This is a genomic window from Nonomuraea composti, from assembly GCF_012034275.1.
GTDB lineage: Bacteria > Actinomycetota > Actinomycetes > Streptosporangiales > Streptosporangiaceae > Nonomuraea > Nonomuraea composti.
This window is the reverse complement of sequence record NZ_JAATEP010000012.1, coordinates 77,181-90,660: the sequence shown is the minus strand read 5'-3', so window position 1 is coordinate 90,660 and position 13,480 is coordinate 77,181. Positions and strand designations below refer to the sequence as shown.

The following is a 13,480-nucleotide window of genomic DNA, read 5'->3' as shown; positions in this document are numbered from 1 at the left end:
TGGTCCACTTACTATATGGACCGCTGGTCAATTTTGTCCATGGGAAAGAATTGCCGGATGGAACGTCGAGAGCGGGCCGACGCCGCCCGTAACAGGCAGGCCATCCTGCGGGCGGCCGAGGAGCTGCTCCGGCGGCACCCGCCCGAGCAGGTCTCCGTCGAGCGGGTCGCCACGGCGGCCGGCGTCGGCAAGGGGACGGTCTTCCACCGCTTCGGCAGCCGTACGGGGCTCATGCGCGAGCTCATGGCCGAGCGGGCCCGCGAGCTGGAGCAGGCCGTCGCCGAGGGGCCGCCGCCGCTCGGGCCGGGCGCGGAGCCGGAGGCGCGGCTCGTCGCGTTCCTCGCGCGGGTGGCCGAGCTGGGGGCGCGCAACGGCAACCTCATGGCGGCGCACGAGCACGCCGTCCTCACCGCGAAGGGCGAGCGGCGCGAGGACAACCCGATCTACGTGTCCTGGCACCGGCACGTGTCCAGGCTGATCGCCGAGGGGCGGCCCGACGTGGACGCCGAGGAGATCGCCCACATGCTGCTCGGCACCCTGCACATGGAGCCGATCGCGAGCCAGCTGCGGGCCGGGGAGCACGAGCGCCTGGCGGCCGGCTTCGCCGACCTCGTCAAAGGGCTCTTCAGGGGCGGACGTGCGTGACGGCCGGCGTTTCAGAGGGGCAGGTGCGTGACGGCTGAGCGGAAGGCCGTCACGGCGGCGACGATCGCCGGGTGGCCGCCGTTCCCCTTCCTGAACGCGGCCAGTGTGCGGCGGCTCAGCGGCAGGCGGGTGAGCCGCACGCCGGGCGGCGGCGCGGTCGCCGCCAGGTGCGGGACGAACGCCACCCCCTGACCGGCCGCGGCCAGCGCGAGCACGGTGTCGAAGTCGTCGACGTGGTGCCGCACGACCGGCTCGAACCCGGCCGCCTGGCAGGCTCTGATCGCCATCGTGTGGCAGAGCGTGCCGGGCTTGCCGGTGATCCACGCGTCGGTGCGGGCGGCGGCGACCGAGGGCCGGTCGGTCAGGTACATGGGCTCGCTGAACAGCGGCTCCGTCTCGATCGAGGCGTCGGTGACGGGCGGGACGAAGTCGTACTCGTGCACGAGCGCCACGTCCAGCTCGCCCGCGCGCAGCGCCGCCGAGACGTCCGCCGGGTCGATCTCGGCCACCATGGGCTCCAGCCCGGGGTGCGCGCCGGTCAGGCCGGCGAGGGCGGGCGGCAGCAGCACGCGGGCCGCCGTGGGGAACGCGCCGATGCGCAGCGGCCCCGACGGCCCGCCGCGGGCGGCGGCCAGCGCGGCCGACGCGCGTTCGAGCTGCTCCAGGACGGCCTGCGCGTGCTCGACCAGCAGGTGCCCCGCGGGCGTCAGCGTGACCGTGCGGCCGGTGCGTTCGAGCAGCGGCACACCGGCCTCCCGCTCCAGCGCGCTGAGCTGCTGGGAGACGGCCGACGGCGTGAACGTGACCGCCTCGGCGACCGCGGCGATCGTGCCGCGCCGGGCCAGCTCGCGGAGGAGGTGGAGCTTGCGTGGATCGAGCATAAGTTGAGCTTAAGCTCGAACGTAGAAATCCGCGCTGGTGCTAATGGGTTCCCCTGGGTCAAGCTCGAAGCATGTTGAGAGGAATCCACGTACCGCTGGTCACGCCGTTCGACGCGTCGGGCGCGGTGGCCGTTGACGCGATCGAGAAGCTCGCCCGGCAGGTGCTGGACCAGGGCGCCGCCGGCCTGGTGGCGCTGGGCACCACCGGCGAGGTGGCCGCGCTCGACCCCGCCGAGCGGGCCCGCGTGATCAAGGTGTGCGCGCGGGTCTGCGCCGAGCGGCAGGCGCTGCTGACCGTGGGGGTGACGGGCAACGACACCCGCTCGACGGCCAGGGCGCTGGCGGAGCTGCCCGAGGGGGTGCACGCCGCGCTGGTGACGGTCCCGTACTTCCTGCGGCCCGGCGAGCGCGGGGTCGTCGCGCACTTCGAGGCGCTGGCCGAGCGGTCGCCGGTGCCGCTCGTGATCTACCACATCCCCTACCGCACCGGGCAGGCGGTCAGTGCCGCCACGCTGCGCGAGCTGGGCGCGCACCCGAAGATCGCGGGCATCAAGTACGCGGCCGGCGGCGTCACCCAGGAGACCGTGGAGCTGCTGGCCGAGCTGCCCGAGGGCTTCGAGGTGGTGTGCGGCGACGACGCCTTCATCTCCCCGATGCTCGCCCTGGGGGCCGTGGGCGGCATCCTCGCCTCGGCGCACCTGGAGGCCGCCGCCTTCGTGGAGCTGGCCGGCGCCTGGCAGGCGGGCGACGTCGTACGGGCGCGGGCGCTCGGGCACCGGCTGGCCCGCCTGTCGGCGGCGCTGTTCGCCGAGCCGAACCCGACCGTGCTCAAGGGCGTGCTGCACGCCCGCGGCCTGATCCCCACCCCCGACGTACGGCTGCCGCTCCTGCCCGCGAGCCCCGAGGCGGTGTCACAGGCTCGGCTGGTAGCGGTACATCCAGGCGAGTGACTCCTGGCTCGCGCTCTTCCGCAGGAAGATCGGCATCATCAGGTCGCGGAACACCCGGGCGACCGGGCCCGCGGCCTTGCTGTTGCTGATGGTCCTGGAGTAGGCCACGACCCGCTCCACCCGGGGCCGCCGCTCGGCCTCGAACCGCCGGAACGCCTCCTCGTGCCCGCCGCTCTCGCGCAGGCAGCGGGCCAGCACGACCGCGTCCTCGATGGCGAGGGAGGCGCCCTGGCCGGAGCTGGGCGAGGTGGCGTGCGCGGCGTCGCCCGTCAGCAGCACCCGGCCGCGGTGCCACACGGGCACCGGGGGCAGGTCGTGGACCGGCAGGCCCGGCTCGACCGCGCTGCGGCGGATGAGGTCGGCGGAGCCGTTCGCGTCGTCCTCGAACGCCTTGACCAGCACCGGCTTCCAGTCGTCCGGGACGTCGCCGAGCCGGCGCGGCAGGTTCGCGAACCACCAGGTGGCGCCGGAGGTCGCCACCGTCCAGCCGAAGAACGCGCGCTTGCCGAAGACCATGTTGTAGACCCCTGGCTCGCCCGGCAGGCCGGCGTCCTCGACGATGCCGCCGAAGCTGTAGAGGCCGCTGTAGCGGGGGCGCGGGGCGTGCGGGTCGAGCAGCGCGCGGGTGCGCGAGTGGATGCCGTCGCAGGCGACGAGCAGGTCGCCGGTGGCCGTCGTGCCGTCCTCGAACCTGGCCGTGACGTGGGAGCCGGTGTCCTCGTAGGAGGTCATGCGCTTGCCGTGCGCGATGCGGACGCCGCGCTGCTCGGCCTCCTCGCGCACGGTCCGGTACAGGTCGGAGCGCAGGACGGTGTGGCTCACGGTGCCGTCGTCGAGCCGCAGGCCGTTGGCCACCTCGCCCAGGCGCTTGCCGGAGCCGCTCCACATGACCATGCGCGGGGTGGGGATGGCGGTGGCCAGCACCTGCTGGTGCGCGCCGAGCGCGCGCAGGGCGGCCAGGCCGTTGGAGGCCACGTTGAGGAACGAGCCGACGTTCTCGGCACCCTGCCCGTACGCCTCGAAGATCTCCGCGTCGATGCCCGCCTCACGCAGGGCCATCGCGGTGACGGGGCCGCTGATGCCGCAGCCTATGACGAGAGCCTTCATGGTGATAACCTTTCGTTCGTCCGAACGAAATATTAGGCATGAGGCGGGTGTCGATGTCCAGAGATATTTCGGAGAAGCGAAAGAAATTGCTCGACGACCTCACGATCGCGGGCCGCGCGCACAGCAACGCCGCCGTGATGTACCACAGCGCCATGAGCGAGCGGATGGGCCTCGGCGTGACCGAGGAGAAGACGCTCGACGTGCTGCAACGGCTCGGGCCCCTGACGGCGGGGGAGATCGGCCGGCACACCGGCCTCGCGCCCGCCACGGTCAGTGGGCTGATCGACCGGCTGGAGGCCAAATGGCTCGTCCGGCGCGTCCGCGACAGCAAGGACCGGCGCCGGGTCATCGTCGAGATCAACCACGAGCGGCTGGCCGGGTTCTCCGAGCTGTTCGGGCCGTTCGTGGCCGCCCTGTCCGAGCTGTACGAGCGTTACACCGACGAGGAGCTGGAGCTGATCCTCGACTGGCTCAACCGGGCCACGGCCGCCCAGCGGGAAGCCACGCGAGGGCTCACCGACGAATAAAGGGTGGACAGGAAGGTCGATTACGGACTAGCTTCTTCCGCGATATGGGTTCCCTGTGATTCTCGCGCCCGAGGCGCACCCGCGTTGAGCCGATGAGCTCCGCCCGTGCCGCCTCACACCGGTCATGTTCCGAGCCGAGAAGAGGGGGTGGGCCCTTTATGCGTACTGCTGCCCAACTGGCATTCGCCGAGATCACCAAGCGTTACGACACCCGCGTCGTCCTCGACCGCGTGTCCTTCACCGTCCGGCCCGGCGAGCGGATCGGGGTGATCGGGGACAACGGGGCCGGCAAGTCCACGCTGCTCCGGCTCATGGCCGGGGCCGAGCGGGCGGACAACGGCGAGATCACGGTCGTCGCGCCCGGCGGCATGGGGTACCTGCCGCAGTCCCTGGAACTGCCGGCGCACGCCACGGTGGCCGACGTCGTCGACCTCGCCCTGGCCGACCTGCGCGACCTGGAGGCCCGCATGCGGGCGGCCGAGCACGCCCTCGCCACCGCCGACGCGCAGGACTCCAGCGATGGTGCCGAGGGGTATGCCCGGCTGGTGGCGGAGTTCGAGGCGCGCGGAGGTTACGAGGCCGACGCGCGGGTGGACGCCGCGCTGCACGGGCTCGGCCTGCCCGGGCTCGGCCGGGCACGCCCCGTCGGCACGCTCTCCGGCGGCGAGCGCTCCCGGCTCGCCCTGGCCGCCACCCTGGCCGCCGACCCCGAGCTGCTGCTGCTCGACGAGCCGACCAACGACCTGGACGACCGGGCCGTGGCCTGGCTCGAACAGCGGCTGCGCACCCACCGGGGCACCGTGGTGGCGATCACGCACGACCGCATGTTCCTGGAGCGGGTGACCTCCGTCGTCCTGGAGGTCGCCGAAGGGCAGGTGCGCCGGTATGGGGACGGGTACTCCGGCTACCTCGTCGCCAAGGCCGCCGAGCGGGCGGCGCGGCTGCGGGCGTACGAGGAGTGGAAGCACGAGCTGGCCCGGCACTCCGAGCTGGTCGCCGCCAACGCCGGGCGGATGGCGGCGATCCCGCGCAAGATGGCCAAGGCGGGCATGGGCACCGGCGCCTGGCGGGCGCGGGCGCGCACGCACGGCGCGGCGGGGCGCGTGCGGCAGTCCCACCAGCGCATGCGGTGGCTCAGGGACAACCCGGCGACCCGGCCCCCGGACCCGCTCCGCTTCACCCCCGCCTTCAGGACGAGCCCCCTGGAAGGCGCGGTGGTGACGCTCGACGGCGTGCGGGTGGAGGGCCGGTTGCGGCTGGACGCGCTCACCGTGCGGGCCGGCAAGCGGCTGCTCGTCACCGGTCCGAACGGTGCCGGCAAGACCACGCTCATGCGGGTCCTGGCGGGCGAGCTCCGGCCGGACGCCGGCACCGTGCGCCGGACGGGCCGCGTCGGCCACCTGCGGCAGGACGGGCAGGCCGGGCCGGCGGGGTGGACGGTGCTGGAGGCGTTCGCCGCCGGCCGGCCGGGCCCGCCGGACGAGCACGCGGACGCGCTGCTGGCCTTGGGCCTGTTCCGGCCCGCCGACCTGCGGCTGCGCCTGGACGAGCTGTCGTACGGGCAGCGCCGCAGGATCGAGCTGGCCCGCCTGGTGACCGAGCCGGTGGACCTGCTGCTCCTCGACGAGCCGACGAACCACCTGTCGCCGCAGCTCGTCGAGGAGCTGGAGGCGGCGCTGACCTCGTACGAGGGCGCGCTGGTGATCGTCACGCACGACCGCCGCATGCGTGCCGCCTTCACGGGCGCCCACCTGGAGCTGCGTGCGGGCTCAGCGGTCTGACTCCCTGATGGCCGTGCCGACCTCGCTCACCCGGTCGGCGAGCAGGCCGATGGCGCCGACGGCCCGGGTCATCGGGTCGTCCTCGGCCCCGCCGAGCGCCTTGGCCTTGAGGTAGGCCGCCTTGACCGCCGCCCAGCGCTCGGCCTGGGCGGGGGTCAGGCGGCCGCGCAGCTCGGCGAGCTTGAGCAGGTTGGACTCGGCGTCGGCGGTGAGGGTCTGGGCCTCGCCGAGGTAGTGGTCGTCGATGACCGCTTCGAGCTCGTCGTCGTTCATGGCGGGCACGATGCGCTCGGCCAGCTTGTTCATGTTGCGGTAGGAGCCCTGCAGCCGGTACGGCGGCTCGGTGCGGGCGGCGTCGGACTGGGCGGCGGAGGCGATGTAGGCCCGGTTGTTGGCCAGCACGACCTCCTGCACCCGCACGAGCTTGGCCAGGACGCTGAGTATCTGGTCCAGCTCGGGCTTGGTGTAGGGGTGCTTGAGCTGGTCGGGCCGGACGGCGGGGTCGTTCCTGGCCAGGCGGACGAGCAGCTCGACGTCGGAGCGGTCGCGGCCGGACAGGGGCGCGAGCACGGGGTTGGAGGTGAGCGCGTTGTCCACGTAGCTGAGCGCGAACAGCTCTTCCTTGCCGGACAGGACGTCGCCCAGGTTCCACACGTCGGCGCGGTTGGCCAGCATGTCGGGGATGCGGAAGCGCTGCCCCGACTCGGTGTACGGGTTGCCGGCCATGCACACGGCGAACCGCTTGCCGCGCAGGTCGTACGTCCGGGTGCGGCCGTTCCACACGCCTTCGATGCGGCGCTGGGCGTCGCAGAGCGAGATGAACTTCTGCAGCAGCTCGGGCGAGGTGTGCTGGATGTCGTCCAGGTAGAGCAGGGTGTTGTTGCCGGTCTCCAGCGCGAAGGAGATCTTCTCCACTTCCTGCCGGGCGGTGGCGTCGGGCGCGTCGGCCGGGTCGAGCGAGGTGACCTCGTGGCCGAGGGCGGGGCCGTTGACCTTGACGAAGACGAGGCCGAGGCGGCTGGCGACGTACTCCATGAGGGTGGTCTTGCCGTAGCCGGGCGGCGAGATGAGCAGGAGCAGGCCCATCTGGTCGGTGCGCCGGCCGGCGCCGGCGGCGCCGAGCTGTTTGGCGAGGTTGTCGCCGATCAGCGGCAGGTACACCTCGTCGAGCAGGCGGTTGCGGACGAACGCGCTCATGACCTTCGGCTTGTACTCGTCCAGGCGCAGGCGGCGACGTTCGGCCTCGACCAGCTCGTTCCTGCGGCGCTGGTAGGCGCGGTAGGCGGGGACGCGTTCCTGGGCGAAGCGCCGCATCCTGGGCAGCAGCTCGTCGAGGCGGACGTCCAGCTTGCGGTCCTTGATCCTCGGGTGGGTGCCGAGCAGGCCGTCGACGGTCTCGCCGGTGGTGGCGCTGGAGTCGTGGCGGGGCAGGTGATCGCAGAGCTGGACGGCGAGCGCTTCGGCCACCTCCGGCCCCTGGTGGTAGGCGGTGAGCCAGGCGTGGGCGAGCTGGACCCGCTCGGGCAGCGGCAGCGCCTTCAGGTCCTCCTCGAACTCACGCAGCTTGACCGGCCCGAGCGCGTGCCGGAAGCCGTCGAGGAGGTCGAGGGCGGCCTTGGCGGTGACGAACCCGGCGGGCGTGCCGCCCAGCTCCTCGACGAGGTATTCGCCGGCGAGCCCGACCGGAGGCAGGCCCAGGCCGGGTAGGAACGCGGCGATCGCCCGGTCCAGCTCGCCGGCCAGGTCGCCGAGGGCGGGCGTGATACCGAAGATCGTGCGGGCTCTGACCAGCGAGGCGGCGCGGGCGGCCCATGTTTTACGTGAAACCTCGTCCGTCCCGAACGCCCAGTAGAGCTGCGCCGCCGCCCGCGTCGCGGCGGGGTAGCGCAGCAGCCCGGCCCCCTCCCGCAGCCGGACCAGCGTGTCAAGGATGAGGGTGGCGTCGTGGTCGTGGACGCCGCGCTCGTAGCCCTCGTCGTAGCGCTCCTCGGCGGCCCGGCGGACCAGCTCCTCCAGAGGCGCCCCGGCGGTGACGGAGTCGAGCAGCGAGGCGGCCAGGTGCTCGGCCCGGTAGACCTCCGCCGTCTCGGAGACCAGCGTCTGGTCCCAGAAGGGCCGGGTGTCGTCGAAGGAGGCGGGCACGGGCGCCCGGTAGTCGGTGCCGGTGATCGCGAACTGCATGACGCCGTCGCCGGGCACCAGCGTCAGGTCGATCGGCTGGGTGTTGACGGCGAAGCGGTGGTGGCCGAGGCGCAGGGTCTCGCCGCCGTCCGAGAAGAGGTCGAGGCGGTCGCGCAGCGCCCGGCCGGCCTCCTGCTGGGCCGACTTCACCCGCCCGTCGAGCTCTTCTGCCCGTACGGCGTCGCCGAGCCCGCGCAGGTCGGCGGCGGCCGAGCGGACCTTGGCCACCATCGGGTCGGTCGCGAAGTACGTGTTGACCTCGTCCGGCGACGCCAGCGACCCCAGCCGCCTGGTGATGCTGGCGAGGATGCGCTCGGCGGAGGCGAAGACGCGGCCGGCGCGGCGGGCGAGGTCGTCGAGCTGGGTCTGCTTGCGGGCCGAGAACGCCTCGTAGACGTCGTCCCGCTTGGCGGCGAGCTGCGCGGCGAAGTCGTCGAACTCGCCGAAGCGCGACTCCAGCCCCTCGACCTGGAGCATGAGCCGCCCGAGCTGCTCGTCGCACTTCTCCGGCGTGTCGGCCATGGCCAGCGCGCCGGTGACGGCCTGCCCGAGCAGCGCGAACTCGGCGGCGAACGCGGCCCGCCCCTCCGAGCCGAGCAGCTCGCGCCGCCGCCCGTCGAGCACGGCCCTGGCCCGGTTCACGCCGCCGAGCACCTCGGCGATGCGGCCGAGGATCGAGGTGCGGACGGTGGCGTCGGCGATGTCCAGCGACCCGACGACCTCCGTGACCACCTCCAGCCCCTCGGCCTGCTCGGCCAGCCGGTCGGCGACGGGCGCCGCCTCGGCGACGGTGCCGATCGCGGCGGCTTCTGCGGCCAGCGCCTCGACGGCCGCGTGGTAGGCGGTGAACGCGTCCGCGCCCGACAGGAACGCCACGGCCCGCTTCCCGGCCGCGCCCAGCTCCTCCCGCACGGACGCGGACAGGCTGTCGAGGGCGGCCAGGTCGACGTAGCGGACCTCGCGCAGCGTCACCAGGTGCCCCTGGGCGCGGCGCAGCGTGGCCAGCAACGTGACCCAGGCGTCGGCGGTGGCCGGGGTGTCGGCCCTGGCGCGGCGGACGAGCTGGGTGGTCTCCTCGGTGGCCGCCTCAAGGGTCCGCGCGGCCTGGCGGGTGAGCTGCTCGACGTTCTCGTACTCGTCGAGCACCTGCTCGGCGGTGGCGCGCACGTCGGCGAGCGGCCCGCGCAGGCCGTGCTCGCCGAGCCAGTGGTAGGAGTCGAACGCCCGCGTGCAGGCCGCGATCAGCCCCTCGAACGTGCCGGCCGACGGCGCCATCTCCTCGACCATGCGCGCCACGGACAGGCAGTCGGAGATGCCGCGCACCAGCTCGGCGTTGCCGATGCGCTCCAGCGGCCCGGTGCCGGTGGGCTGGGCGGCGGCGTAGGTGTCCGACACGTACGGCGTCTGCCACACCTGCATCGGGTGCACCCGGGTCGGCTCGTCGGAGGTGGCGCGGAAGACCACCATCGTGCCGTCGTCGAACAGCGAGTACCCGTGGCATACGAGGGGGGTGGCCACCTCCTTCCTGATCACGTTGTACGGCAGCAGCAGCGAGCGCCCGTCGCCCCGGGCGTGGAAGACGTACAGGACGTCCTCGCCGTTGGGGGAGCGGACGACCCGCTCGAACTCCAGGTCGCTCACGTCCGTGTCGAACGTCTTGCTGACGCCGGTGGCCAGGTAGTAGCCGCCGGGGAAGATGAGCCCCTGGTCCTCGGGCAGCCGCTGGCAGGCCTGCCCGATGCCGTCGAGCCGGACGACCGTCTTGGTGCGGGTGTTGAAGACGAGGTGCCGCCGCTCGGTCTCCTTGTACGGCCGGATCCGCATGAGGATCAGCGGGCCGACGCGGGCGTACTCGACGTCGGCGTCCGCGAGGCTCTGCAGCGGCTCGGCGACCGGCTCGGAGTAGATGCCGGCGCCGGTCTCCGTGTTGTCCTCGATCTTGATGGTGAGGTCGCCGCCGACGGTCTCGACGAACACCTCGCCGCCGATGGAGATGTGCGGGTGGCGGCCGAGGACGTGGTCGTCGCGGGTGGTGGGCGTCCACTCGAAGTCGTGGGACGGGGGGAACGTGTGGTCCCGCTCCCCCCGATTGTCCTGATATTTCGGGACTCCGGAGGTGCTGACCGTCCAGCGCAGCACCCGCGTGTCCGCCGGCCCCGTCTGGAACACCGCCAGCAGCTTGCCCTCCACCCGCCGCAACTGCTGGAGCCTGGTCTCCTTGTAGTAGCGGTAGAGCTCGGCGAAGTCCTTCCTGAACGCCGGATCGTCCAGCGCCTCCAGCCGGTCGGCGTCGAAGCGGAAGGCGTCGCCCTCGCGGGAGAAGCGGTGCACGGCGAACACGTCCGCGACCGTCGTCTCCGGCTTGAGCCCGATGAAGACGTTGTAGCCGAAGAGCATCACGTCGCCCAGGGAGACGATGTCCCTGGGGACGCAGTTGTTCTCGGTCCTGATCCGCTCGGTGCCGAGCAGGCGCAGCTCCGCGCCGCCGAAGACGCGCAGCCGCTCCTGGTTGACCGCCTCGGCCGCCTCCGCGAGGGCCTTGGCCTGGGCCTGGAGGCGGTTGCGCAGGACTTCGTACGTCCCGGCCTCCAGGCCCGCTTCAAGGGTGCCCCCTTCGGGCCGGCCGGAGCCGGTGCCCGCTTCGCGCCGGTCGGCGCCGGTGCTCACTTGGCGCCGGCCAGCGCCGCGACCGGCGAGTCGGCCACGCCGAGCCTGCGGGCCGTCTCCAACAGCTCGCCGAGCGCCGTCGACTGCGGGCCGCCGTCCGCAATGAGCCGCATGAGCAGGGCGGACACGGTCAGGTTCTTCAGGTCCTCGGTACGCACGCCGCCGACCACGCTCGCGAGGTCCGCCGCCAGGCTCGCGGTCCCGTTGACGTACGGGGAGACGATCGCCCCCGCGACCTGCGAGTGGTCGACGAAGCCGTCCACCACCTTGCCCGCGGTGATCGAGCCGACCACCTTGTCGAAGAACATGGTGTCGCCGCCGACGATGTCGATGTTGGCCTTGGCCAGGCCCGCCGCCAGCACGCTGGCCTGCGACTCGGCCACCTGCCGGGAGACGTCGATGTGCTTGAGCCGGATCTCCTTGTCGGCCTCAAGGCGCAGGCGGTACTCCTCGTGCGCCCTGCTCGCCTCGTCGAGGGCGGCCATCGCGGCGGCCTTCTGGGTCAGGCCCTCGGCCTCGGCCTTCAGCTTCTCGCCCACGGCGGCGGCGCCGGCCAGGGCCATCGCCTGCTCGCCCGCGGCCTGCGCCTTGAGCCGGTCACCCTCCACCAGCGCCATGGCGCGGGCGCCGTCCGCCTCGGCGGCCAGCTTCTCCTTCAGCACCAGCGCCTCGGCGCGGCCCACCTTCTCGATGGCCTCCGCGTCGCGCTCCTTGACCTGCACCTGCGCCAGCCCGGCGGCGGCGGACTCGGCCTGGACGCCCTCGGCCAGCCGCATCTTCGCCCTGGCCTCAAGCTCGGCGGCCTGCTGGCGGGCCTCGGCGAGCACGAGCTCCTCGCGCGCCTTGAACTTCGAGGCGGCCTCCGCGGCCTCGGCCGCCTTGATGTCCTTGACCAGGTTCTCCTGGGCCTCGGCCTCGGCGGCGATGATCACCTGCTGGCGGGTGCGCTCGGCCTCCTCGACCACGCGCAGCCGCTTGATCGACTCCTCCTGCTCGGCCACGGTCTTGTCGACCGCGATGCGCTCGCGGATCACCTCGGCGATCGACCGCTTCTCGGTCTCGACCTCCTTGTCCTTGGCGATGCGCGACAGCTCGGTCTCCCGCTCGCGGGCGATGACCTCCAGCAGCCGGTCCTTCTCGATGCGCTCGCTCTCGATGGCGATCACGCGCTCGCGGTTCTTCTCGGCGACGGCGATCTCGCGGGCCCGGTTCTCGTTCTGCACGCCGAGCTGCTCGTCGGTCTTCATGTGCGCGGCCTGGGCGCGCAGCCGCTCCTCCGCCTGGACGCGCGCGATCTCGGCCTCCTCGCGCGCCTTGACCGTCTCGATCTCGCGGCGCTGCTTCAGCTCGGCGTCGGCCTGGCGGCGCTCCAGCTCCAGGATGGCCTCGCGGGCGTCCACGTTCTGGCGGGTGATCTCCTTCTCCTCGTTGCGCTGGAACTCGTTCGTGCGCACGTGCTCGATGGCCGTCAGCTCGGTGATCTTGCGGATGCCCTGGGCGTCGAGGATGTTGCTCTTGTCGAGCTGGGCCAGCGAGGTCTGCTCCAGGTAGTCGATGGCGGCGTCCTCAAGGCTGTAGCCGTTGAGGTCGGTGCCGATCAGCCGGACGATCTCGTCGCGGAACTCGTCGCGCTTGGTGTAGAGGTCGACGAAGTCGAGGTGCTTGCCGGCGGTCTTGAGCGCCTCGGAGAACTTCGCGTTGAACAGCTCCTGCAGCGTGGCCTCGTCGCTGGCGCGGGCGGTGCCGATGGCCTGGGCGACCTTGATGACGTCCTCCTGGGTCTTGTTCACCCGGACGAAGAACGTGATCTTGATGTCGGCCCTGATGTTGTCGCGGCAGATGAGCCCTTCGCGGCCGGTCCGCTCGATCTCGATGGTCTTGACCGAGATGTCCATGATCTCGGCCTTGTGGATCACGGGCAGCACCACGGCGCCGGTGAACGTGACGTCCACCTTGTTGACCTTCGAGACGATCAGCGCCTTGCCCTGCTCGACCTTGCGGAAAAGGCGGCCGATGACGATGACGAGACCGATCACTATGACCAGCACGACGGCGAGGAATACGCCGAAGCCGGTGGAGATGACGTCCATCAGTGCTCACTTTCGTACGGCATGACCCAGAAGAATTCGCCGTCTTTGTCGTATTCGAAGATGAGTGCGTTGTCGCCGCGCGCGAGCCGGTCCTGGCCGGTCGTGCGCACCTGCACGACCGCGGACGCGCCGTCGGCGGCGGTGACCTCGGCCTGGCCGAAGTCCGGAGTGGCCGTGCCGGTGCGTATCACGCACATCTGGCCGATGAAGTCGCCACGCGAGCGCGTGTCCCCTTGCGGGAACAGCCTGCGTAGCGGCTTGAGCAGGCCGCGCACGGCCAGCCAGGCCAGGGCCACCGCGGCGATGAGCACGGCGATGGGCACGGCGACGATCGCGCCGGCCGGCGTCAGCACACTGCCGATCAGGCAGAGCAGCCAGGCCAGCGCGATGAGCAGTGACAGCGTGATCCCCGCTGGGACTCCCCCGAGGCCCAGCCACGTGGCGTCGTCCTCCGCCTCGAAGAGGCCGGTGATGACGGTCAGCCAATAGACGGCGACCACCACGAGAAGGAAAGTGAAAATGACAGTCGGAAAGCTCAGTGCGATGTGTAAGAAGTCGGTCATCCCGCCTCGGTACTACCGGTCCCCCTGCGATGTCCTTGTCGGACTATATACAGATAAAGCGCGACTAAAGAGGAAAGTTCCCGAAACG

9 protein-coding genes are annotated in these 13,480 nt (G+C 72.0%); 4 read left to right on the top strand and 5 right to left on the bottom strand.

The features are described 5' to 3' along the window. Positions 1–57 precede the first annotated feature (57 nt). On the top strand, positions 58–645 hold the full coding sequence (locus tag HCN51_RS18785) for a TetR/AcrR family transcriptional regulator (protein ID WP_206067185.1): 588 nt from the start codon (positions 58–60) through the stop codon (positions 643–645). Between the two features lie 11 nt (positions 646–656). On the opposite strand, the gene HCN51_RS18780 is transcribed toward HCN51_RS18785, so the two are convergent. Further along, positions 657–1,526 carry a LysR family transcriptional regulator gene (locus tag HCN51_RS18780; RefSeq protein ID WP_168010855.1) on the bottom strand — a complete coding sequence of 290 codons (870 nt, stop codon included), beginning with the start codon at positions 1,524–1,526 and terminating at the stop codon, positions 657–659. Between the two features lie 71 nt (positions 1,527–1,597). On the opposite strand from HCN51_RS18780, the gene dapA reads away from it, so the two are divergent. After that, the gene (gene dapA, locus HCN51_RS18775; protein ID WP_168010854.1) at positions 1,598–2,476 is read left to right on the top strand and encodes a 4-hydroxy-tetrahydrodipicolinate synthase; all 879 of its coding nucleotides are present in this window, start codon (positions 1,598–1,600) and stop codon (positions 2,474–2,476) included. Here the strand turns inward: dapA and HCN51_RS18770 are convergent. Continuing rightward, entirely contained in the window at positions 2,438–3,583 is a 1,146-nt protein-coding gene (locus HCN51_RS18770) for an FAD-dependent oxidoreductase (protein ID WP_168010853.1), read from the bottom strand. The two genes, dapA and HCN51_RS18770, sit on opposite strands and share 39 nt — an antisense overlap. Positions 3,584–3,669: 86 nt before the next feature. On the opposite strand from HCN51_RS18770, the gene HCN51_RS18765 reads away from it, so the two are divergent. Beyond that, positions 3,670–4,110, top strand: coding sequence for a MarR family winged helix-turn-helix transcriptional regulator (locus tag HCN51_RS18765; RefSeq protein WP_230465711.1), 441 nt, complete (start codon positions 3,670–3,672; stop codon positions 4,108–4,110). A gap of 158 nt (positions 4,111–4,268) precedes the next feature. Further along, entirely contained in the window at positions 4,269–5,891 is a 1,623-nt protein-coding gene (locus HCN51_RS18760) for a TlrC/CarA/OleB/SrmB family ABC-F type ribosomal protection protein (protein WP_168010851.1), read from the top strand. Here HCN51_RS18760 and HCN51_RS18755 read toward each other — a convergent pair. From HCN51_RS18755 to HCN51_RS18745, 3 genes are read right to left on the bottom strand one after another with little or no spacing between them, the layout of a single operon-like run. Next, on the bottom strand, positions 5,880–10,739 hold the full coding sequence (locus tag HCN51_RS18755) for a DNA repair ATPase (RefSeq protein WP_168010850.1): 4,860 nt from the start codon (positions 10,737–10,739) through the stop codon (positions 5,880–5,882). The two genes, HCN51_RS18760 and HCN51_RS18755, sit on opposite strands and share 12 nt — an antisense overlap. Continuing rightward, a complete protein-coding gene (locus HCN51_RS18750) occupies positions 10,736–12,829 on the bottom strand; it encodes a flotillin family protein (RefSeq protein ID WP_168010849.1) in 2,094 nt (697 codons plus the stop codon). The genes HCN51_RS18755 and HCN51_RS18750 overlap by 4 nt, the downstream gene beginning before the upstream one ends. Then, positions 12,829–13,392, bottom strand: coding sequence for an OB-fold-containig protein (locus HCN51_RS18745; RefSeq protein ID WP_168010848.1), 564 nt, complete (start codon positions 13,390–13,392; stop codon positions 12,829–12,831). The genes HCN51_RS18750 and HCN51_RS18745 overlap by 1 nt, the downstream gene beginning before the upstream one ends. Between the last annotated feature and the right edge of the window lie 88 nt (positions 13,393–13,480).

Bases quoted from the DNA above. Each gene is read 5' to 3' on its own strand.
- dapA (WP_168010854.1), top strand. From the start codon at position 1,598: ATGTTGAGAGGAATCCACGTACCGCTGGTCACGCCGTTCGACGCGTCG.
- HCN51_RS18745 (WP_168010848.1), bottom strand. From the start codon at position 13,392: ATGACCGACTTCTTACACATCGCACTGAGCTTTCCGACTGTCATTTTC.
- HCN51_RS18770 (WP_168010853.1), bottom strand. From the start codon at position 3,583: ATGAAGGCTCTCGTCATAGGCTGCGGCATCAGCGGCCCCGTCACCGCG.
- HCN51_RS18780 (WP_168010855.1), bottom strand. From the start codon at position 1,526: ATGCTCGATCCACGCAAGCTCCACCTCCTCCGCGAGCTGGCCCGGCGC.
- HCN51_RS18760 (WP_168010851.1), top strand. From the start codon at position 4,269: ATGCGTACTGCTGCCCAACTGGCATTCGCCGAGATCACCAAGCGTTAC.
- HCN51_RS18785 (WP_206067185.1), top strand. From the start codon at position 58: ATGGAACGTCGAGAGCGGGCCGACGCCGCCCGTAACAGGCAGGCCATC.
- HCN51_RS18750 (WP_168010849.1), bottom strand. From the start codon at position 12,829: ATGGACGTCATCTCCACCGGCTTCGGCGTATTCCTCGCCGTCGTGCTG.